Raw genomic sequence first — 24,025 nt, 5'->3', positions numbered from 1 at the left:
TCGAGTGGAAATTCTCTTCTGTGAAGGCTTGCCTCTCGAGCTGCAGCTTTGGTTTCAGCCACAGCCCAGCCCACGATAAGAATCGCTCAGAGAGAGAAGCATTATAAACTCTGTAATAGTCTCCGCCTCCATCATCGGTGCGGCATGCCGTTGTTGGACTGGTCGTTAGAGGCTGGACGGCCAGTCCAACATCTTTCACCTGAGGGAACCCGGCTTTCCTTTCTGGGGAGGCGAGTTACACCGTTCATCACAACCTTCATCGCTTCGGAGAGCTTGTCGCGGGCAAACTTCCAAAGACTCCCAATCGCCTTGTCCCTCCGCAATGCGGCGCACGAATCGTAATGGGAGCATTGAGCGGATCGGCGGTTGGTCTCTCCAAAGGACACTTCGCGATCGGCCTGATCACGGGAATAGTCGGAGAGTGATCGGGACTCTTGCTGGTTCCAAATGAAGAAGTCTCGCGGCGAAATCGTTTGGTCAAGACCTGCTCGCAGCCTTAGTCGAGGATGTGATCGCGATCACCCTGGCTTTTATTGCTCCTCGCTGCAGGTACGAACGATTCTTCTCGAGTCGATCACATGAAGTAATGCTTTTCAAAAACGCAAAGACAATGGAGCAATTCCTGTCCCCCAATGCTAGGTCAAGGGCGCTACGCGCCTTCTGGTTCCAACAATCAACGGTGGCTTTTGCGGGGTGTTCCTGATCTGTTCACTACAGAATTGCGCCGCATTTCGCTCCCTTCGTTAGAGGGACGCAAGTATTCGCCCTTCTTCTCGCTTCTCATCGAAGAAGTTAACTTTTTCGATGAGAAGCTCGTTCGCCATACGGAAGAGGTAGAAGGCTCGCTACCTATGATTGAGTGCCTGGGTTATACCTTGCTCTGCAAGCGGCGCCATGATCTCGTAACCCGCTTCTGTAGGATGGACTTCGTCTGAAGACAGGCCTGGTTTCATGCCTCCCGCATCGTCTGCCATGGCAGTGTAGTAATCGACGAAGACGAAATTATTTTCAGTGCAGAATGTCTTGAGCCATCGGTTCACTTCGCGGATATCCGTAACTCCATTGACGCCCGGCCTCCAGCGGTATCGTGCAGCTGGCAAGATAGATCCAATCACCAATCGGATTCCGTTGTCCTTTGCGATTGCGGCCATGGATCGGAAGTTGTCCTCAATCATCGCTGGCGACGAGGGGCCGGTGTTGCGTGCGATGTCATTTGTGCCAGCCAATAAGACAAGCACCGAAGGATGCAGGCGTACGACATCTTGCTGAAACCGAAGTAGCATCTGGGGTGTGGTCTGGCCGCTGATGCCGCGGTTGATGTAACCCTTGCCAGGAAAGAATGTTCCCACCTTGCGGCCCCAACGGTCCGTTATGGAATCGCCGAGGAACACGACGCGTTGTTCGTCTGCACTCGGTGGTGGTATTGCTTCATCTTCCGCGCGATAGCGTGTGAGGTTGGGCCAGTCGGCAAGCGGTGTGCGCATCCGTTCGACATCGGCTGGTGAAGGTGCAGCAACCGCCTGCGTTGTGGTTGTAGCTTGCGGCTGTTGAGCTAAAGCGGCAGAAGCGCACAGGGACAGAAGTGCGAAGACGATGTGTCTTGTGTTCATTACATAACTCCAGGGAAGTGAAGCGAGGAGAAGCTCGCGCGACCATCGGCGCGGAACTCCGCTTGGAGAACATCGCGTGGTTGATGCCTATGCATCAGCCACGCGGATGATTGTTGCTTTAGAAGGAGTAACGAGCGGCGACCTGGATGATGCGTGGCGAACCCGCGCTTGTGATCTTGCCGAATTGTGCGTTGGTCCGTGTGGAGTTCGGGTTCCCGAGGTTCGCACTGTTGAACAGGTTGAAGAACTCGCCGCGAATTTGCAGTGAGTGTTCATGCCACACAGTGATGTTCTTAAAGGCAGAGAAATCCACGTTGGAATAGCCGGGACCGACTAGCGAGTTGCGAGCGACAGTTCCATATGGGGTTCCGGCGGGAACTGCAGTGAACGCAGCCGTGTTGAAGTACTGCGCAATCTTCTCGTCGCGGCTCCGGCCACTGGGCAGATTGGGATTGCCGACCTGGTTGGGGCGGTCGTTGTTGTTCCCGTTCAGGTTGGAATCAACGCCCGACAGTACATTGATGGGAGCACCACTCCGCAGTTGCACGAGAGCGTTCGTCTGCCATCCACCGAGAATACTGCGACCAATAAAGCCAAAGCGATGGATAGCTGGTAGCGAATAGGAAGCGGATGCAACAAAGATCTGCGGCACGTTGATGTTCGAAATGCCGCGGTCGCGCAACAGGTTGGTGTCATCCACCAACTGTGAGCCGGAGATGCTTGCCACGTCAGCGGATGCAATATCGATGCCCTTTTGCCAGGTGTAATTGACCAGGATGGAGAAATTGTTCCGGAAGCGGCGATTCAGTGTGACTTGCAGAGCGTTGTAGTTGCCATTGCCAATGGGGGCCAATTCATAGATGCCTGCAAAGACGTACTGCGTGGGCGTGGGTTGATAGGGGCGTCGATTATTGATACCGGCAGTAGTTGTAGCAGCGCCGGGCGCATAGATGGGAGCATTTGAGTCGCGGACAACATATTGCTTACGCGAGCTGCTGCCCACGTAGGCAATCTGCGTCTGGAAGCGGCCAGGGAGTTGTTGCTCCACATTCAGGTTGTATTCCTCAACATACGGCGTGCTGCTGTTGCCATTTGCCGGGATGCTGGCGATACTTGCACCGGATTGAAACACCGGATTCGTGCTGCTCACGATGTAAGGAAACGGATCGGGTGTGGAACCGTATGGATTCACAAGGTTTGGTGTTTTGCTGATGGTGAGATCCAGCGCATAGGGCTGCTGTTGCAGGTTCTGATTCAAGCCAGTTTGCAGGCCTTCATAAAACAGTCCGAAACCACCGCGCAACACTGTCTGTCCTGAGCCGAAGGCATCGTAGGCGAAGCCAAGTCGCGGAGCGACGTTGTGCCACTGTGTGCGCAGAATGCCATTAGGTATGCCAGGATCGTCGGAGAACAGTAGTCCAACGGGAGCAGTCGGGAAGCGGGTTGAATGCGCATTCGGGACGAAGGTGCCGAAGGTGTGATTCGCGGTCATGGGCGAGTAAATTTCCCAACGAACGCCTGCATTCAAGGTGAGCCGATGTGTCATGCGCCAGCTGTCCTGCGCATACAGCGCAGGTTCTGTGCCATGCATACGGAAGTAGGTACCAGTGTTCTGTCGGAACGTGGCTGCGTTCCCCAGAAGGAAATCCGCAAACGCGTTTCCTGTGACGGCTCCGGTGAAGGTTGATACCGTAGACCCTGCGAAGACGCCGGTGTCCTGATACTTCTTCCAGACAAAACTTCCGCCCATCTTCAGCTGATGATTGCCATGCGTCCACAAGAAGTTGTCGAAGATGGCCATGGCCTGCTGCGTCTTGTCATCGTTGCTGCTGGAGCCAGAGCCTGCTGTGAAATAGCCAGTGATGGAGACGAAAGGTTGCGTTTGCAACAACGCACCTTCGTTGATCGAAGATCCCAGATCAGACAGGTAGTACTTGTTGAAGATGTTTCCGATGACACTGTGGTTCAGCGAGAACGAAAGATTGAGATTGTTCAGCTTGCTCGGAGACACGATCCACGCATCGTTCAGGATCAGGTTCGTTACGCCATTGGATTGATTCGTTCCGCTGTACGAGAGGATGGTGTTGCCTCCAGCAGTAGGCGTCAGCGAAAAACCGCGGTGAAAGAACGTGGACAGTGAAAGTCGATGCGATCCCGTCAGTTGTGTATCGAAACGGGCAAAGCCCTGGTTGGCGGTGCTGTTGCCGCTTGTGACCTGTTGCGGTGATACGCCGGTCAACGCATCAGCCTTTGGAATCAGCTTAAGGATGTTCTGTGCCACAGGGTCAAGTAAGTTCGGGCAGATGACGCCCTGAACGCCATTGCAGCTATAGACCGTCCCGTTCGCCTGTTTTGGATAGCGTGATGCTGCGAGCGTCGAGAAATCTCCTCCTGCCTGTGCCGGTGTGGGTAGCACGATGCTTGAACTTGTGACCACTACTGGCGATGCGATGCGGATGCCCTCGTAGGAGACAAAGAAGAAGTCTTTGTTGCGCAGGATGGGGCCGCCGAAGTTGGCGCCAAACTGATTCTGCTTCAGCGGCGTTACGCCGTTCACAAACATCTGTTGTGAATTCAGTTTGTCGTTGCGCAGGTAGTTGTACAACAAGCCGTGGTAGGCGTTGGTGCCAGATCGAGTGATCACATTAACGACAGCACCGGGAAGACGGCCAAACTCAGCATCAAAGTTGCTGGTCAGTACGCGGAATTCCTGCAGTGCGTCTGGATTTGGGATCAGGTTGCCACTATTACGGAAAAACGATGTGTTGTATGCGCCATCCAGATAGAACGAGTTGTCGTTATTGCGTCGGCCGTTCACGCTGAACAGCACTCCGTTGTAGCTTCCGGTCGGCGCCGTCCCGGAGTAGTTCGTCACACCGGGTGACAGAAGCGCTAAGCCGTAGGCAGAACGACCGTTCACAGGAAGATCCTGGATCTTCTTTTGGTCGATGGTCTGTCCTAGCTGTGAGTCAGTCGCGTTGATTTCCGCTGTCTCAGCGGTGATGGTCACAGATTGGTCGACGGATCCTGCCTTCAGGGCGAAGCTGACGTGGGCGTTCCCGTTTACGTCCACCACAACGTTGGTCTGGTGCTGCGTCGTGAAGCTGGGGGAGACGCACGTCACCTCGTAGCGACCTGGGGGTAGCGACGGAAAGATGTAGTTGCCAGACGCGTTGCTTTGAGTCGTAAGGCTCTGCCGAGTGTCCACGTTCGTGATGATCACTTGTGCATTCGGGATGGAGGCTCCGCCTGAATCCTCGATAGTGCCGGAGACAGCCCCAGTGATCGACTGGGCGAAGGATACGGCGGACAGAGCCAGCGAGGCGAACAGAAGTGTGAAGGTGAGCCGGGCACCTCGTCCCAGTCCCAACCGGGTGCGGATGCAAGGGGGTATATGGGAATGCGTCGGGGACGATTGCGGAACGGACACTGTATCCTCTTATCTCTTCACGGCAACCCGGGTTTCCGGCTGCGAGTGAACGGTTGCGATAGCGCAACCATAGGGGAGACTATGACCGAGCCGTACGCCTTTCACCGTGAATCGCCCGATGCAGGAACATGTGCCCTGTAATGAGGTACTTGCCATCTATTAAAACTGGGCTCTTGTAACGGTTACAGGTAGGTTTTATGCGCCATTCATCGAGTTCCGTTCCACTGGGAACGATGGACGCTGTTCAAAATCCGACGATCGAAACTGCTAAGGCGGAATTTACGGTCGATGATCCCAGGTGGCTGCTAGTCCGGCGCATCGCGCGTTCAAATACGTTTGCCAGGGCGGACCGGTTGTCGAAGCTGTTGCTTTACGTCTGCAGGATGCACCTCTCAGGGCTTGACGGCGAGGTGAATGAGCAGCGTATTGGTATTGACGTCTTTCGTCGGTCTCCTAGTTTCGACTCAGGAGCCGACACCATTGTGCGCACCCACGCCACACGGCTCCGGCAGAAACTGGAGCTCTACTTCAGCACCGAAGGAGCAGACGAAGTTCTGCGGCTGGAGATCCCTCGTGGCGGCTACGTCCCGCGTTTTGTCGAACATGTTCTACCCACGGTGCCCGCTAGCATTCTCTCTCAGCCATCTGAGGAGTCTGCGCCGCTGCCGATACTGCCGTTGCACGTTTCCACGAATGCTGTTCCTGAAAGTAGAAGTCCATTCGTTTGGGTGATGGGTGGGCTTCTCGCCGGTCTACTCGCTGCTCTGATGATCGCCGTTGTGCTTGTCCGTTCCGGCCACACAAGTGCTCTATTCGGTTCGCAGAAAACATCGGTACAGACGACGGCCGAGCGGCGCTTCTGGAATGGTTTGCTCCAAGGGAGTGAGCGTAGCTATGTGGTGGTGGGGGATAGTGGCCTAGTCCTGTACCAGACCTTCGCTCGCCGTGAGATCACGTTGTCTGATTACATTGCAGGTCGCTATCGCCGACCTGAGGAGAAGAATGAGGTGGCCGCGGCGAACGTGTGGGAGAACGATCTTCCTGCGCGCCGTTACACGTCGGTCGCTGACCTGAACCTTGCCGTTCGATTCACACATCTGCCGCAGTGGGAGGATCAGCGAACAGAAGTGGTTTTCGCTAGGGACCTGCGGCCTGTGGACGCGGCCAAGTCGAACCTCATCCTCATCGGATCGCGTGTTGCAAATCCCTGGGTCTCGCTTGTCGATTCTTCGATGAACTTCACATTAGAGCCAAGCGGCGACGGACGTTTTGCATTTCGTAATCGTCATCCGCTAAAGGGCGAACAACTAACGTACGCGCCGTCCGACACAAATAGCGGGACTACCGATTCTTCCGTGTACGCACTGGTCTATTACCGTCCTGAAAGCGACGGGGTCAAAAAGATTCTGCTGCTGAGTGGTCTGTGGCAGTCTGGAACCGAGGCTGCAGGTAAATACGTTCTGACTGATCCGCAGTTTGCTACTTATCTCGCTAAGATCGAGCGACCAGATGGGACATTTCCCCAATTTGAGTTGCTGGTGCGTGTGCATAGCGTGGCAGGAAATGCGTTCGCTTCCTCCATCATCGCAAGCCGCGTGAGTTGAGTGCGCGTCATCATCTCTGCGATCGCGGGTCGTCGCGGCGAACCACGACCCTGACAGCATTCACAACAACGGTTGAGATTCAATCAAGTTCCTTAGGGGCACGCTTCCAAACGAGAACGGCAACTGCGCCGGCATCATGAGAACCAAGAGCGTGAGCTCTGAGATAGGTTGCTCGACCAAGGCGAGGGCGCATGGGCGCGGTTGCATCGGCGCCTTTTTGTGCTGCATGAACTGCTTTGCCCCACGCTTCGTGCAATGATGCGCCGTTAGCAACCGCATTGGTCATCGCTTCGACTGCTGGCGCGAGTGCATCGAGCACTGTGTGGCCTCCAACCTTTGCCCCGCCGATTTCCGATATGGACTCGATCGCGGCAGAAAGCGCTCGTGCCCAGATCTCCGCCTCAATTTCTGATGTGTCGAGTTCCCGAGACGCTCGCAGAAGCGCGGTTGTGTAGAAGGCCAGAGCTCCCGGCAATTGCCGCGCGTAGTGCGTTGTCGATTTCGCGGAACGCAACGCTCGGAGTGGCAAAGCTCGACTCCGTCGCCTAGATGGCAGTACGAGTTGGCAGACGGACGCCGTTCTGCCAACTCGCACTAAGCCGTTTACTTGACTACGACCATGGCGTTGATTGTCTGAGTGGAAGCACCAGATAAGGTAAGCGTCACTGGAACCGTGTATGTCCCCGCACTTGCATTGGGGCTGGTTGAACCACAACCGGAAAGCCCAGCCATTGCAACGAACCCGCAACAAACAAAGCCCAACATCAACAGGCGCGGAAGCAAGCGCCCTCTCCGCACTCCGAAGAGCGCAAACATGGAATACGGCAAGAGCAGCGCCAGTGCGAGGAGACTGCTTCCTCGTGATCCTGGATGGTCTGCGGTGGTATCCAGCATTGCCGTGGTTGCGGTTGATGCCGTGTTGATGGTGAGTGTGTCGGTTGCAGTTGCCGTGCTGGACGTTATGGTCACCGATGGTGGAGCGAAGGAACAGGTGACGTGTGCGGGTAGCGTGCCGCAGGAGAAGGTCACCGTTCCGGTGTAACCACCTGTGGGCGTCAGGGTGAGGGTGAGCGTCCCCGAAGTTCCGCTCGTGATTGTCAGGTTGCTTGGACTGAACGCAGCAGAGATGCCAACGGCGACGACAGTCTCCGATAACACCGCCGAAGTGCTACCCGTCGAGGTGCCATTTCCTGCATAGACCGCGGTGATAGGAAAGACGCCTGCGCTGGTAAATGTAGTGGTGAAGGTGGCAACGCCAGAGTTGTTCAGAGTGCCTGTGCCGAGAGGTGTGCTGCCGTTGTAGAAGGTCACCACTCCATTGGGCACGCCGGTTGTTGCGCTTACCGTAGCGGTGAAAGTAACGCTTTGCCCAACCGCTGTAGAGACCGCAGAAGAACTGAGCGTGGTTGTGCTTACAGCCAGTGCAGCCGCCGCGATATTGATGTTGAAGGTCTTGGTTGCGGCAGCGGGTGTGCCTTCGTTATCGAGGATTTGGATGGTGAAGGTGGAGACCTGTTGCGTGGTGGGTGTGCCGGAAATAACGCCGCTGTCGGCATTGAAGGTAAGGCCAGCAGGGAGTGCACCGTTGATGATCGACCACTTGTAAGGCTGGGTGCCGCCAGTGGGCGTCAAACCCGCAGAGTACTGCGTTCCTACCTTGCCGTCCGCAACGGTCGTGTCGGTGATGTCGAGTCCTGAGATGACAGTGAGCGGGTAAGTTGCAGAATCAGTCATCTGCGGTGTGCTGGAGTCAGTGACTTTAACCGATATGGTGACGTTGCCAAACTGTTGCGGCGTGCCGCTTAGAATGCCGCTTGCGGCGTTCAAGGCGATGCCCTTAGGCAGCGTGCCGTTCGTCAGGCTCCAGGTGAAAGGGGCGGTGCCGCCGGTCGTCCCTAGAACAACGGAATAATTCTTGCCAACCTGCCCGGTGGGGACGGTCGTCGTGGTGATGGCGAGGGTGGGCGGAACGACGTCGAGGCTGACGGAGCCGGAGACGATTGCGGGTGTGCCCTCGGAATCCTTGACCTGAACGGAGAAGCCAGCGGCTGCGGGCGTGGTGGGTGTGCCAGAAAAGACGCCGCTGGATGGAGAGAAGACGATACCGTCGGGTAGCTTGCCGGAAAGCAGCGACCAACTGTAGGGAGCCTTACCTCCGGACGCTGAAAGGGCCTGTGTGTACTTGACGCCCACGGTCGCCTTGGGCAGCGAGATGGTGTTAATGATCAGGCCAGACTTTACCGAAAGTGTGACGATGCCATTTGCCGTGTTGGGCTGGGAAGCTGTGTCTTTGACCTGAAACGAGAGGCTTGCGTCGACAAACTGATCCGGTGTGCCGGAGACAACACCAGTCGTGGGGTCAAACGAGAGACCGGAAGGAACAACGCCGGAGAGTTGTGACCAGGTGTAGGGCGGTGTTCCGCCGGTGGCTGCAAGAGCCTGTGAATATGCATTGCCAACAGTCGCGCTAGGTAAGGACGTCGTCTGTACCGTCAGCAGATTGCCGACGACGAGTGTTCCCGTTCCGGTTTCTGTTCCACCGCAGTTGAGCACATAGGTGTATGTGCCTTCCTGGGTTGGGGTGAGGGTCGTACTACCACCGAAGCCTGCGCCAGTAATCGCGCCGTACTGCGGTCCACTCCATGCGCCGGACCCGGCAGGCATCCCGAGTACTGAGGCGTGGCACTGCTGTGCCGTCGTGGAGTACGCGTTGGAGACCGACCACTTCAACTGGACAGGCTGGTTGGCATTGACGGTAGTCGGCGAGAAGGTGATCTGGATTGGCCCCTTCAACGCAGGCTTGAGAGCGAGATTGAAAAACGAGCCGGGGACGTAGTTCTCTGTTCCGGTAAGACCGAGTTCGTTGGTGCCGTAGAAGCTACCGTCGTTCGCTTGTACGAGTGGACCGTAGGGTATGCCGGAGTCCTTCGTGCCGAGGAAGCTGTACAGTACGGTTTCCGTACCTGAAGGCTGCATCTGGAACAGAACACCACAACCAGAGAAGGGAGCGCAGCCGGTATTGCTGCCCGCGTAGCGCGTTGCGCCATAAAAGTTTCCGTCGCTGCCCAGGGTGAGGTAAGGGCTGGGGTCTCGACCGTCAGCCTGACCGGTGAAGTTGTATAAGACCTGAAAATTGCCGGTGTTGGAGATCTTGTAAAAGTTGCCGTTGGTTTTGTAGGTATCAAGCGGTGCAGGGAGTTGGGCATCAGGCGTACCGGTATAACCGAAGGCCTTATTCGTTCCGTAAAAACTGCCATCAGGGCCTTGGGTGAGTGGGCCGAAGGGTTGTGTTCCTTCGCTGCCGTCAATGGCCAGGCTATGCAGCGTGGTGAAGGATCCTGTGGAGGAGATGGAGAATATGGTGCCCAGACCGAGGAAGTTTCCTTTGGAATCCTGGGGAGATTGCAACGTGGTGCCGTAGAAGTTTCCGTCCGCGCCCTGGATGAGCGAGATGGGAAGCAGGCCATCAGGGAAGTTTCGGGCATCGCCTACTCTGGAGCCCGGAAACTCATGAAGAACGGTCATTGCGCCCGTCTTGCTTACCTTAAAGATCGTTCCGTAGTCAGTGCCGACCGGGCCACCAATCTGCGTTGTGCCATAGAGGAAACCGTCACTGCCTTCGACGAGCGGACCAGGATAACCACCGTAGGGAAGACTGGTTTCGACACCGTTTTGGTATGCGTGAGTAAAGGTAAAGATCACGCTGAAGGTTCCTGCAGGAGTGATCTTGAAGATGGTGCCGATGCCTCCAGCGCCTCCCATCAGCGCAGAGCCATAGAAGTTGCCATCGCTGGCTTCGATGATCGGGTTCGGCGACATGCCATCGACGTTCTCCTGACCGTCCACCTGGTGAAAGGTGTGGAAGATGGTGGCAGTGCCATCGGGCTTGATTTTGGTGATGTAGCTGCAGGTGTCGGCAGGATTGTCTTCGCAGGAATAGGGTGTTGAGACCCGCATGGTGATGATGGACGTGGTGTAGAAGTTCCCATCGCTGGCCTGGATGGCACCTTCCCAGGTGTCGATCACATTGGAAGAAAGCGTGGTCAACTTCGGTTGTGCATACGCCGGCAGGCTCAGCACAAAGAAGCTGATGAGAAGACCAATTGAGAGAACGATGGCATGAAAAGTGGGACGGACCCGGGCAGAAAGCATGGAGCACCTCTTGGAGTTCTCGCCGCTCTTGCAGAAACTGCTATGCGTCGGCTACTGAGAGGTGCGGAAGAAAGCCAAACAATGACTCACCGCTTTCGAATTTTTTCGAGATTATTTTCCCCGTTGAGACTGGCTACTTCAATTCAGCTTCCAGAAGACGCCGGGTGCGCGTCATTCCTTCACCTGGGCGTGCCGGAGCGAGCAGGGACAAACCTGCCCGAGCTGCGTCATGTGCCCTGTCCACATCGCCGACGGAGCGATAGGACTGCGCCAGAGTGAGGCGATAAATCGGCTTCTGCCCATTCAGAGCAACGGCTCGCAGTGCGTACTGAATCTCTGCCTGCGAATCTCGTTGCGAAAGGGGTTTGATCCGAAGCAGATCCGTCGAAATCTGATCCAGAAGGAACACGGGAGCGTTGGCAGGCTGAACCAACTCACGCAATGTTCCCAAGCCTTGCTCTACTTTGGCTGCGCCTTGCGCCCGTTGTCCATTTGCCTGCTCCAGAACGCCGAGGCGCACTTGGACATCTGCCTGAGCTCCCTTCGATGTTTCGTCATGCGGGTTCCGCTTCATCAGAATCGAGTAGTTTGCATCCGTTTGTTCCAATAAGGCGATCGCACGTGCTCGATGCTCTGGGCGATTCGCATCGACGGGATTAAGCAACGGATTCATTAGCGATTCGTAGGAACCCGCTTCGTTTTCCAGAAAGGCATTCAGGTCCGCCAGCGCCCGATCATCTGTCGGGTCGGCTTTCACGTATGCAGCCATCGCGGGGCGATATGTCTCTATTGTTTTGATTGAGCCGGCATAATCGCCGGTTTCCGCCTGTGCTGCTGCATATTTGCGCGCGATTCCACCGTATGTGCGCGTGTAGGCAAATCCTTTTTTCAACTCCGCGGGATAGTTCTCCATTGCCTGCAGGCTGGCCTGGTATTGCTCCTTGGCTACCCACGGGTCGCGGTCAAATTCTGTGTTGCCTATCTTCATCATCGAAATGGGAAGACTGCGGCGCGCCCGCGCAGAGTGCGGATCAGCCTGAAGAGCGCTCTGTTGAAAGCGAAGAGAAGCACGATAGGCGTCCCGCGCACCTTGTGAGTCTCCCAGACTCAAGCGCCCTGTCTGTCCCAACACGTCGCCCAACCCACCGTAAGCAGTGGCAGCTTCGCTCATCTGCAACGATGTCGCTTTGGGTGCAAGCGCGAGATCGCCGAAGGTGACACTGGCATGGCGCAAGGACTCAACCGATTCCTTGAGGCGTCCCATACCGAACAGGACTTCTCCTCGTGACTGCTCTGCCAACCCGTAGGCATGTTGCACAGCAGGATCGTTGGGATGCAACGTCTTGAGCTTCTCCGTGATCACCACGGCCTTGTCAAGACTCGCGAGCCCACCTACTGCATCACCAATGTTCTGGTCATATTGATTGCCCTGTAGATTGCCGATCCTTGTGTAGCCATCCGCCACATCAAGCTGCGTCAATTGATCGTCAGCACCGTCTGCCGACATACGATCCAGGTGTTCCAACACACGCGTCACCAGCAGCTTTTGTGCGGACGTCGATCCTGGCAATTCCTTGATCGCATCGTCTAGCTCAGACAAGAGACTGGCGCTGAGCTGGCGCAGATCCTCAGACCGGGCTTCTGCCTTGCGTCGTTGCATATTGGCTACGCGAGACTGCCATGCCACTCCCGCAGCACCCGCGATCACGCTGACAAACAGCAGGCTGGCTGCTCCGATAGCAAGCTTATTGCGACGGACGAACTTACCTGCGAGGTAGCTTCTGTTTCCACGTCGAGCCCGGACTGGCCTTTGCTCCAGATACGCCTGCACATCCGCCGCCATCTGGTCGACCGTCGCATAGCGCTCTTGTGATTCCTTGCGCAGTGCCTTCAACACGATGCTGTCTACATCCGCATCAAGCTTGCCCAAAGAAGCGCCGGCCGCACTGGGCCTTCGTGGCTCCTGCCCACAGATCACTCGCACCATCTCTTCCGTGGTGAACTCATTCAGTTCGTAGGGAGGGCCACCGGTGAGCAACACATACAGCAGAACACCAAGAGAATAGATGTCGGAAGCAATCGTTATTGGCTGTCCCAGTACCTGCTCAGGGCTGGCGTAGCGCGGGGTAAACGTTTGAAACCCAGCTTGCGTCAGATCTCTCTCAGCGGTCGCCAATGGCGTCAGAATCTTGGCCGTGCCGAAATCCAGCAGATGCGGATTACCGTCCGCATCCACCAGGATGTTGTCTGGCTTCAGATCGCGATGTACGATCAGGTTCTGATGTGCATACTGAACTGCCTCGCAGACCTTGTGAAACAACGCGAGTCTCTGATCGACATTCAGCGCATGCGCTTCGCAGTATTGTGTGATCGAAACACCTTCGATGTACTCCATCGCAAGGTACAGCTCACCATCCGGACTCACGCCTCCATCGAGCAAGCGCGCAATATACGGGTGCGACAGGCCAGCAAGGATCTGGCGCTCCGTGCGAAATCTGTCTCGGAAAAGATCGGTTGCAAGGGGCAAGTCGATTATCTTGATAGCGACTTGTTGCTGGAACTGGCCGTCTACCCGATGAGCCAGATACACGGCACCCATGCCGCCTCGGCCAAGGAGCTTGTCCATGGCGTATGGGCCAATTCTGTGCGGCTCATCTGCGACCGGTTGTTCTGCCTCAGCAGCGTCTCTCTGGTAGCACTCTTCTGCCTCGTAGGCGACCACTAACGAGCGTATTTCCATGAGCAGTGCGTCATCGTCGCCACAACGCTCCTCAAGGACTGCGCTACGTTCAGGTTCATCGATTGCAATGATTTCGTGGAAGATCGTTTCCGTGCGCAGCAACCACTCGGCAGAATTATTCATTGGCCTCTTGTGTGAAGTATTTCTTAACGCTTCTACATTGCTGTCTGCGTAAAACAATAGAAAAGTGACTCATTCCGCAGTTGTGGCCGCTACGGTCTCCGGGTACAGTCGGCGATATAACCAGGCCTTCACAAAGCGTAGATCGCGATCAACCGTCGCCTTCGACACCTGCAACAAGCTGGCGGTCTCTTCTGCGGTGCAACCAAGAAAGAAGCGCAACTCGACGAGTTGCACTTTGTAGGCATCCACCAGTTGCAGTTCTTCTAACGCGATAGAGAGCTGGAGAATCTCAGGGCTACCGACATCCACCCAGAGCATGTCGTCACTCAACGGCACATGTTGCAGACCACCTCCGCGCCGTTGCGCCTTGTTACCCCGGGCATGATCAATCAGGATGAGGCGCATGACCTTGGCGGAAAAAGTATAGAAATGCACACGGTCTTCCAGCACCGCCCGGTTCTCGCTCAGCAAGCGCAGATAGAGCTCGTGAACCAGCGCCGTTGCCTGCATCAATCCGGGTGTTCGCTCACGACGAACGTAAGCGGCCGCGACCTCTCGGAGGTGCGGGTAAACCAGCGGCATCAACTCTTCAAATGCCTGAGGTTCGCCGTCTTTCCACTTAATGAGCAGCTGCGTAATCTCGCCCGGTACCGCCTTCATTCAGCCCAACCCGCAATCGACTTCTAGTGATGATCCAATCTACCCTCAAACGAGGAGCGAATCATCCAAAGAAATCCGATGCATAGCAACTTCCAGTGAGCTCACCCCACGATGGAGTCACTGGATGTTGACGGTCCATGCCAACGGAGCCGGGGGTGACGAAAGGCCGGGGGAGGTAGCAGTGATGGTCAGGTTCGCTGTCGTCGCCGTGCCGGTGGAGCCGTTTGTAGCAGGAGTGCTGCTGCCGCAGCCCGGCAACACAAACAGCATGGAGAGCAAGCTAAACGAGAGTAGCCGCAAGCCATAGCGACGGAATCGGGTGAACGAAACGCCGATCCCGAGGATTGTTGGCAGACCAAGCAAAGAGAGCAAGACAGTAGAGGATGCAGGCCGAATTGAAGCGCTGGCACTCGTTTGCAGCGTTATCGTTGCAGTCGAAGCAGTCGTACCATTCGGCGTAACAGAAGCAGGATTGATCGTGCATGTCGAACCGGAGGGAGCGCCGGTGCAGTTTAGATTCACCACTGCACTAAATCCGCCCACAGGCGTAATGGTCAGAGTGTTTGTAGCAGATGAACCACGCGTAGCAGTGCTCGTGCTTTGAGCTAACGCAATGGTGAACCCTGGGGGAGTAATTGTCACGGCAACTGTCGAAGAAGCCGATGCTGTAAAGATCGCCGCTGAAGTGGTGGCCCCCGCATACGATGCGACCACAGAATGTGAACCCACGCTAAGCGCTGCCGTCGAATACGTCGCCTTACCTGTCGCATCCAGGTTTGCAGTGCCCAACGTTGTCGATCCATCGGTGAATGTTACCGTTCCCGTAGGTATCGCAGCGCCCGTAGCAGGCGCAACCGTAGCAGAGAACGAAACAGTCGTTCCAGAGAACACATTCGAAGCAGAGGCGTTTAGTGTCGTCGTGGTTGCGATAGTCGGTACAGAGGCCGTAACTGCTACCGTAACAACCGAAGATGTCGACGTACTGTATGTGTTATCGCCTGAGTACACAGCCGTGATCAAATGCGATCCAACACTTAGATTTTTCGCTGTCAATAAAGCACTGCCCGAGGCTAGTGTCACCATACCAAGCGTGTTTGAGCCATCCAGAAACTTCACCGTCCCCGTCAGTGTCCCTGCAGTTGTCGACGTTGTCGTTGCGGTCAACACAACCGAACCATTTGCAGGAATGGTTGATGCATTTGCTGTGAGTGCCGTGGCCGTCGTTGCAAGCAGGCTTGGAGCGGAGCCATACATGTTCAGCAGCACAGTACTGCCTGTAAGAATGTCGAGCTTCCCATCCTTGTTCAGATCTAAAGCAGTCGAAGCGCCACCGCCTGTAAGGTTGATAAGATCGCGCGGATAGGCGAGATTATTGCTCACAACATTCGTGAATGTGCCGTCTCCGTTGCCATAAAACACACCACTTACGATGTTGCTGCCGATCAAGGCAAGATCTGCCTTGCCATCGCCATCGAAGTCAGCCGCTGCAAGGCCTGCGATCATTACGGCGTCTCCACCGCTCAGATTGTAGGAATGATTGCCTCCAACGCCACCGTTTCCATTACCCAAAACAATGTTGAGTGTCGCCTGGCCACCGTTCACTGCTTCCGCAACGTAGGCGATATCAGGATGTCCATCGTTGTTGAAGTCACCGATGGTCAGGTCGTTCAACTTCGCAGCAGTTGCCAGCACCGTGGGTGTCGCGAAGGTTCCGTCACCATTACTTAAAAAGGCGCTGTACGTCGTGGTGATCACACCCGTGCCGTTCACAATAGCGAATGTGCTGTTGTACACAACCAGATCGTTCTTGCCATCGCCGTTTAAGTCGGCATGCCCTGCGACGTAAGGCACAACTGCAGTGGTCGGCGCGGTGGTGCTTGAGTAAAGGCTAGTCAACACGCGCGTAGTGCTGAACGTCCCCGTGCCTGTGCCAGCAAGCACGACAATACCTTGCTGGTACGGATTGATCGCTGGCTGTCCAAAGGCGGTCCCTGCAATATCGTTGTAGCTCGCTACCAGATCCAGCTTGCCGTCGTTGGTCACATCCACCAGCTGGAGATTGGTGACGGCGAGTTGGTTATCAAAGTCAAGCGCGGGTGCAATCTGAGGGAACGCATTTGGCACAGGTATAGCAAACGTGCCATCGCCGTTTGAGTGCGCGGTGAAGTACACCGGATATGGATATGTGACGAGAGAACCACCACTGCTCGTTGCAGTCAGGCCATTCGCAATAAATACAAGATCAGCTTTACCATCACCATCGATGTCGCCAAGGGCATAGGTAGGCACTTGCGCAGTCGAAAGACTACCTGTAGCGAAGCTGTAGCCATTCAGAGAAAAGGCGCTCGGCTGCGGCACAGCAGAACCAGCGGTGAAACCTCCCTTGCCGTTGCCAAGCTGAACGGTGAAATTGGCAAAGAATCCATTGTTGGCCTGAGAGCTGGTCGCGGCCACCATGTCTGGTATGCCGTCGCCATTCACATCGCCAACATTGGTTCCGTTATACGTTGCACTGCCGGAATACGCTCCCTGAAAGCTACCGTCACCATTGCCCATCAGGGCATACGACATATTGTTGAAATCCCCGTCGCCTTCATCGACGCCGTTGTTTCCCAGCCCGACATAGATGTCGGCATTTCCATCGCCGTCGAGATCGTCAATCGTGACAAAGCCAATAGATGGGATGGAGTCGTAACTCTGGCCGGTCGTAAAGCTACCGTCGCCCTTGCCGAGGTACGTGTGCACAACGCCGCCACCACCCACAACAAGGTCCAGGCGGCCATCCTTGTTAATGTCACCAAGGGCAAGGTTTGGTCCGGGGCTTCCGCTGGCTATGTTGTAAGGAAACGCATACGAGCTTAAAGCAGTAAACGGCGTAGAGCCCGATGCTGCCGTATTGTTCAACAGGACGAGTCCGTTGCTGCAAACAATGTCCTTCGTCCCCGTCCCGCGCAGGTTCGCGGAAGCAAGGTTCGTTACGGGGGCTGAAGACGAGGTGGTTCCCGCGACCAGCGGCACATTCATGTTCGCTGCAGCGGCGAACGTGCCATCGCCCTTGCCCTTCAGGAACGATAGGATTTGCGCATCGCCCAAATTAATACCGTTCGAAATCGCGACGACGTCCAACACTCCATCGCCATCGAAGTCGTCTACAACAGATGCGACCGTAGCTGAACCGCCCGTGTTGTACGTAACTCCAGAAGCCGGAAAGCTTCCGTCGCTGCTACCGAGCAGAACAGAGATAGAGCCGGTGCTAGTTCCGGTGCCACGCGAAACGACGATGTCTCCAACGTGGTCCCCGTTCAGATCTGCGGTGGAAAGCGCGGTGGCGCTTGAGAAGCTGTAGACCTTCATGCCGTACCCGGTAACGGTACCCTCCACGCCGGAAAGCACATAAAGAGCCTCACCCATCGAAACTGGCGAATAGTACAAGCCCGCGAAAACATTGATATTTGTCGGCGTCCGTCCAAGAAACAGGCCGGGCCGCGATCCAATTCCCACGGGATAGTTGCGGCATCCAGCAGCGTAAACCGATCCAGCGGTCGTACTCAGGCCCGCATGCGCGTGCAGTGTCTGATCGTATTTGGTGGCAATGCTGGTGCGCGTATAGCTAAAGCTCGTGGTGGAAAGGCTGTAGCTGCCGGTATAGAAGTTCAGCGAGCAATCCGCCTCGCGGGCAAGACCCACCGCCTGCCCTGACGGCGCGGAGATTGCCGTAAAGTTTCCCTGAAAGCTGGCTGTCCCTGAAGTCGTGCCGTCGGTCCCAGTGATCACGCTAGGCCGAGCTTTGATCTCGCTCACCTGTGCAACAGCCTGGGGAACAAGCGGCGATACGGAAAGGCTGGCGGTCAACATCGCGATAGCTACACGCGCGAACGATGTCCGGCTGACGCCGACAATCCCTTGGATCGAAGTTGCGAACGACATAACAGACTCTCCGGAGAACCTTGCAATGGCAAAAGAAACTGAATCGGCTCTAAGCGCCTCTTCACAGCGAACAGATGGTCTTAGTTTTTGGCTTTCACAACCTAATGAGCCGAAGTGCAGAAACATCACACATTTTTTTTCGAGAGTTCGAATGCATTGGTATTCTGACCGCATTGCCGTCCCAAACGAGTCGACATGAAACGCGGTGGCTTCTTCTGTGTCCTTGCATCCTTAGCATTTACGGCAGGGTTCGCGCATGCGCAAACGGCCATCCCGTCCGGCGGCTCGGTTCAAAGCACTCTAAAATCCGGCGAAAAGCGGGCCTATCAGATCGCGGCTCAGCCCGGCACGATCGTGCTGCTGCAGTTACATCTGCAAGGTGGTCTGCTCTTCGTCCAATCCACAGAGACACCACGTCGCATCCTGGATCTCGGTAATGGTGGCGAGCTCCTTTACGCGGTCACCACCGCTAACGACGGTCTCGCCCACATTGAGCTCTCCTCGGCAGAGCAGTCGCGACAAGCCTCTCTTGTCCTCCAAGACGTTACCCCAGCTCACTCAGCGCTAGACCGCGAACACCTCCTGGCAGCAGGCATTGCCTTGGCCCGCGCCGACATGACGAGGAGAAAGATGCCCGGCGCCCCCGACGGCCCCACTGCGCTCACCCTCTACGACGCTGCGGCGGCCGAAGCGACTGCCGCCCACGACGTCGCGCTCGCTCGCTGGGCCATCACGCAAAAGGCTCGCTATCTCATCTACCAACGCAGCCGATACGTCGAAGCCCGCGCATTGTTGCAACAGGCGCTCACCCTCCCTGATGCCTCCGATATAGCCGTGCAGGCACTCGTCTGGAAAACGCTTGAAGCCGACGAATACTTCCTCGGCAATCTCCAGGCGTCGATCGAGGACTCCGAAAAGGCGCTTGAGCTCTACCGGAAAAACAGCGATGTCTATTGGCAAGGGATCGTTCTCGGCAATCTCGTTTCCCTTTACGGCGAAGCGGGCCGCGCCGACGACGCAGTAGCTGCAGGACAGGAAGCACTCGCCGATTCCGAAAAAACAGAAGATCCCGCAGGCGTTGTATTCACGCTCAGCGAACTTGGCACTCTCTACCGCGAGCAGGGACGCTTTGAAGAAGCCTTCTACGCATTTCGCCGTGCCATGGCCTGGGGTGAAAGCATCCACTACGCTCCGCTCATCGAAGCAGAAATTGAAAAGGACTTCGGCGGCTTCTATCTCGATCTTGGCATGAACAGCGAGGCGGAAACACAGCTTCGTCTCTGTCTAAGCCACGCATCGCCAGACAGCCAGGTCGCGCTCGATGCACGCGGCATGCTCGCCAGTGTACTCGAACGCAACGGAAAACCGCAGGATGCACTCCGCGAATACACCTCCGCCATCGCCGTCGCTCAGAAGCTCGAACTCAAGCCGGAGGAAGCATCTCTACTCCTTCGTCGGTCAGCAACCTACTTACACATCGATCAAAGAACCGCTGCGCAAAACGATGTCGCGGATGCCGCGCGCCTTGCAGACGAGCTCAAACTCCCCGCTCTTCGTTTAGATACCAAGCTCGCTCAAGCTGCTATCTACCAGCACACATGTGCATCGTGCCCACAAACTGAAGATCTTTACAAGCAGGCGCTCACGCTCGCTCAGGATTTGGGGGAACGCGAACAAGAAGCCACAGCCGATGCTGGTCTCGCTCTGGTCTACGAGCCACGGCATGATGACGAAGCCGCACTCAATGCAGTAGCCGCGGCGCTTAACATCGTGGAGCACTCTCGGTCCTCTCTCTTGACACGAGACCTCGCCGCAAGCTACTTCACTGGTCGTCACAGCTGGTACGAACTCGCTGTCGAACTCTCTATGAGACTCGACAGACGATCGCCCAATAAGGGCTTCCGTGAAACAGCCTTTCGATACGCAGAGCACTCGCGGGCACGCACCATGCTCGACGCAATTGGTGCTCAGAACTCCATGCAAGCAGCAGATCTGCAACCCCAACTACGGCAACGAATTCTCGCCAACCATGTACAACTCGAAAAGCAGAAGTCAGCACTCCTCACCAGCACTGACACCAAGAACATCGCCACAATGCTGCGTTCGCTCTATCTCGAAGAAGAAGCTCTCAACGCAGAGGCATCGAACCACCCCGGCAAACTCAGAGGCGATTGGATAGCCTCAGCCCACGATGCTCAGCAGTCGCTCCTTCGTCCCGGCGAAGCTCTCATCTCCTTCTCATACGGCTCCAGCCACACATATCGCTGGCTCATAACATCGTCATCAACAACCGTCGCGCCTTTGCCTGCAAAGAAAGTGTTGCAGCAACATATTGCACCTCTATTGAAGATGATGCGCGACCACCAGCCAGCCCTCCATCCGGGGGAAGATGCGCAGGCATACGCCACACGTCTCGCTCAATGGAATCGCAGTCGTGAAGAGGCCCTTTTCACAGTCGGGCAATTACTCCTCCCCGGGCTTCCACACTCCATTCATCATCTCTATATCGTTGCCGAAGGTTCGCTGCTCTCCATCCCGTGGAGTTCGCTCCGCATCCCATGTGGAGCGAATACCTGTTACGCGGTTGAACGTTTCGCCACTTCGATTGAGCCCTCAGTATCCGTTGCCATCTCTCTCTCGCGCGGGCAACATACAACGTTCGCAAAGAACGTCCTTCTCGTCGCCGACACGATCTCGACGCAACCCCAAGCCACACCGCAGTGGATGCGCCTGACTGCGCTTCCCGGCACGCACCGAGAAGCCGATGCCATCGCGCGCCTCGTACCGACGATATATCTAGAGCAACTCCGCGGCAGACAGGCCACCGTTAATAACGTCCGCTCCGCTCTGCGAACCGATCTCGCGATCCTCCATGTAGCAACGCATACGCTTCTGGTCAGCGGCCATCCCGAGCTTTCCGGTATCGCACTCTCTTCAGGCGATACACATGGCGCAATGCAAAGCGTCCTCTGGCTTCGAGATATCCCATCGCTCCACGCCCCGCCGCTGGTCACGCTTAGCGGCTGCACCACAGAAGGCAAAGCGCCTTCTGGCGAAGAACTCGCCACACTTACACAAGCCTTCTTTTACGCGGGTGCGCAACAGGTCATTGGGAGCCTGTGGGATGTCGACGACGATGCAACCGCTACCCTGATGACCGCCTTCTACCAGAATCTCTTCAAGAACAAACTCAGCACCGCTGAAGCAATCCGCCAGGCGCAGCTCTCCATGCTGCACAACCATGCAGCGGTGCCCGACTGGGCAGCGTTCGTGGTCAACGGCGTACAACCTGCAGCCCCACACACCGGGGGCAACTGACAAATGCAGGAAGGATCACTCAGTGCGCTCCTCAACCTGCTTGGCGATGGCCCGGAGTCGTCCGGTACGGCCTACGGCAGCCTGCACCAACGCCTCACGCGCTACTTCCGCATCAATGCATGCGCTGACCCGGAACAACTCTCCGACGAAGTGCTGAATCGCCTTGCGAAAATCGCGGCGAGCGACGCCGCCTCCATTGCCTCCCCAACGGCATTCGCTCTGGGGATCGCCCGCCACGTACTGCAGGAAAACATCCGGGCAGAACTTCGCGAAGTAGAGGCAGGTCGAAGCTGGCAATCCTCAAGAAAGATAGCCGATCCTGATGAGGAGATCGTCCTGCAAGCGATCGATGTTTGCCTCGCAGATATGCCAGCCGCAAAAAGCGATCTCCTGCGCACCTACTACGAGTCCATTGGCAAGCAAAAGATAGAGCACCATCGCCAACTCGCCAAGCGCCTCGGCATCTCGATCAACACTTTGCGAAACCGCCTGATGCGAGCGCGCCGCGAGCTTGATGCCTGTGTCCGCAAGCAACTGTCTGATGTTTCTTCGAAAAATCGCACTTAGATTAAGAAAGAGAGAGTCACGCTGAACGACGCGCACCCCAAAACGAGAGAACATCTACTCCGCTACCTTCTCGGCGCTTTAACGCCAGCACAGCGCGAGACTTTCGAGCTGCGCCTCATCGAGGACGAGGAGTTCTCACAGGCAATCGAAGCAGAAGAGTTCAACCTCATCGACGAGTATGCCGCAGGTACACTCCCACCTAATGAACGCAAGGGAATAGAAGGCTGGATCAAGGCATCCCCCGAACTTCGCACTCGAGTCCTTATCGCGCAGCGACTCCATCGCGTCAAACCAGCACGTCAGCCTTGGCGCTGGTGGCTCCTCGGAGCGGCAGCAGCAACCGTTTGCCTCCTGCTACTCACCATCACTCGCACACCAAGTCACCCAGTTCCTGCGCCCACCTCACCGACTAGTGCAGTAAGCCCCGCTCCAAGCAACCAGCAGGACACCATCCTTCTTGCAGCAATCCGCAACCGTGGCACCGCTAATGCAGCCGCATCCGTCGTCTACACCGTGCATCGCGCAAATGCGACACGCTTGCAAATCTTGTTGCCCCCCTCAGTTCGAAGCGCGACATACACGGTGCAACTACAAAACGAGCAACCGATCACCAACGTCAAGCCTCAGGGGCCGACGGACGCCCCCTACCTCGAACTCACATTTCCCCCAGGCACCCTGCACGAAACACACAATCGGGTAACACTCGACTCCCCATTCGAGCACTACGAACTAGCCTTCCGTGTTGTCATCGAGTAACTCACGCGGACTACGTATCAAATCAACAATGCGTCTTGCTCAGGCGAGGGTCCTGGCTCATCGTGGTCAGAATGGGATGACTGTTCTGACAGATTGAGGTTGGTGACGGTCACATCCGAACAGGTCTCAACGTCCAACTCTTGGTCAAGTCCACGCACGGGCGAGTTGCATGAGCGCTTTCCGAATGGCCGTCTCATTATGCGCAGCAAAGCCCAGGAGCACACCCTTCGGGTCGGCTCGTTTCAACGTGTAGCGGTCGATCCCGATGGCCTCAACTCCTCGCGCAGCAGCTGCTTTTTCGGCTTGTCGCGATGTCATCCCATTCTTCAGCAATCCGACTGTGTAGAGTCCCGCCCTTACGTTGGAGATTTCGAGCAATCCACCGAGGTATTTATTGCCTCCTTCAATCAATGCTTCAAGGCGGCCAGCGTAAAGATCACGCATCTTCCGAAGATGCCGCGCAAGATGTCCGTCTACGATGAAGTCGCAGAGCACCGCCTGATCAAAGCTTGCATTGCGGAAATCTGTTTGATAGCGGAAGGCCATGAAGTAATTCACAAGCGACGGAGGCAAGACGACATAGCCCACACGTAAAGATGGGAACAATGTCTTGCTGAACGATCCGATGAGAATTACGTTTGAATTTTCATCCAGGCTTTGCAGCGCGGGGACTGGCTGACCCTGGAACCTGTACTCGCTGTCATAGTCGTCCTCGATTACGAAAGCGCCGGTACGAGATGCCCATTGGAGCAGGGCGATCCGTCTCTCCAAAGACATCGTGACTCCTAAGGGAAACTGATGGGCCGGTGTTAAATAAACCCCCTTGGCATGCGGGGAAAGTTTCTTGCCGACAGCAACCGAGAGTCCTTCTTCATCTACCGGCACGGCGACGATTCTTGCGCCGGCGTTGTTAAACGCAATGCTCGCTCCAAAATAGCCAGGGTCTTCCATCCAGACCGCGTCCCCACGCTTCAGAAGCACGCGCGCCAACAGATCGAGTGCCTGCTGTATTCCAGAGACAATCACGATCTGATCCGAGCTGCAGCGCACGCCACGCGATGTCCGCAAATAGTGCGCGATGGCATCGCGCAGTGGTGGATAGCCACTTCCATCTGCCGGTGTATCAAGCCATGACCTG

The 24,025-nt window shown here is 56.2% G+C and carries 11 protein-coding genes; 3 read left to right on the top strand and 8 right to left on the bottom strand.

Annotated elements, in window-relative coordinates:
• Positions 1-845: 845 nt before the first annotated feature.
• Positions 846-1,610 carry an SGNH/GDSL hydrolase family protein gene (locus M504_RS14785; protein ID WP_047495156.1) on the bottom strand — a complete coding sequence of 255 codons (765 nt, stop codon included), beginning with the start codon at positions 1,608-1,610 and terminating at the stop codon, positions 846-848.
• Positions 1,611-1,728: 118 nt separating this feature from the next.
• Entirely contained in the window at positions 1,729-4,980 is a 3,252-nt protein-coding gene (locus tag M504_RS14780) for a TonB-dependent receptor (protein ID WP_047495153.1), read from the bottom strand.
• 293 nt (positions 4,981-5,273) lie between these two features.
• Between M504_RS14780 and M504_RS14775 the strand changes: the two genes are divergently transcribed.
• Positions 5,274-6,644 carry a hypothetical protein gene (locus M504_RS14775; RefSeq protein WP_047495149.1) on the top strand — a complete coding sequence of 457 codons (1,371 nt, stop codon included), beginning with the start codon at positions 5,274-5,276 and terminating at the stop codon, positions 6,642-6,644.
• Positions 6,645-6,723: 79 nt separating this feature from the next.
• On the opposite strand, the gene M504_RS22745 is transcribed toward M504_RS14775, so the two are convergent.
• The 5 genes from M504_RS22745 to M504_RS14750 form a co-directional block, all read right to left on the bottom strand.
• On the bottom strand, positions 6,724-7,239 hold the full coding sequence (locus tag M504_RS22745; protein ID WP_369792912.1) for a DAK2 domain-containing protein: 516 nt from the start codon (positions 7,237-7,239) through the stop codon (positions 6,724-6,726).
• Between the two features lie 8 nt (positions 7,240-7,247).
• A complete protein-coding gene (locus M504_RS14765) occupies positions 7,248-10,796 on the bottom strand; it encodes a choice-of-anchor tandem repeat GloVer-containing protein (RefSeq protein WP_047495143.1) in 3,549 nt (1,182 codons plus the stop codon).
• Between the two features lie 133 nt (positions 10,797-10,929).
• Positions 10,930-13,659, bottom strand: coding sequence for a serine/threonine-protein kinase (locus M504_RS14760; protein ID WP_047495140.1), 2,730 nt, complete (start codon positions 13,657-13,659; stop codon positions 10,930-10,932).
• 69 nt (positions 13,660-13,728) lie between these two features.
• Complete coding sequence (locus M504_RS14755; protein WP_047495137.1) at positions 13,729-14,319, bottom strand: ECF-type sigma factor; 591 nt, start codon at positions 14,317-14,319, stop codon at positions 13,729-13,731.
• A gap of 117 nt (positions 14,320-14,436) precedes the next feature.
• Complete coding sequence (locus M504_RS14750) at positions 14,437-18,246, bottom strand: FG-GAP-like repeat-containing protein (protein WP_047495134.1); 3,810 nt, start codon at positions 18,244-18,246, stop codon at positions 14,437-14,439.
• Positions 18,247-18,441: 195 nt separating this feature from the next.
• Here M504_RS14750 and M504_RS14745 point away from each other — a divergent pair, with 195 nt between their 5' ends.
• Positions 18,442-21,564 carry a CHAT domain-containing tetratricopeptide repeat protein gene (locus M504_RS14745; protein ID WP_052200874.1) on the top strand — a complete coding sequence of 1,041 codons (3,123 nt, stop codon included), beginning with the start codon at positions 18,442-18,444 and terminating at the stop codon, positions 21,562-21,564.
• 3 nt (positions 21,565-21,567) lie between these two features.
• A complete protein-coding gene (locus M504_RS14740) occupies positions 21,568-22,131 on the top strand; it encodes an RNA polymerase sigma factor (protein ID WP_047495128.1) in 564 nt (187 codons plus the stop codon).
• Between the two features lie 900 nt (positions 22,132-23,031).
• Here the strand turns inward: M504_RS14740 and M504_RS14730 are convergent.
• Positions 23,032-24,025 (bottom strand): PLP-dependent aminotransferase family protein (locus M504_RS14730; protein WP_047495122.1); only part of this gene is annotated, 994 nt, incomplete at its 5' end.

It is taken from the genome of Terriglobus sp. TAA 43 (assembly GCF_000800015.1).
Taxonomy (GTDB): Bacteria; Acidobacteriota; Terriglobia; order Terriglobales; family Acidobacteriaceae; genus Terriglobus.
Note: the sequence above shows the minus strand (reverse complement) of the source record. Positions and strands in the feature narration are given on the sequence as shown.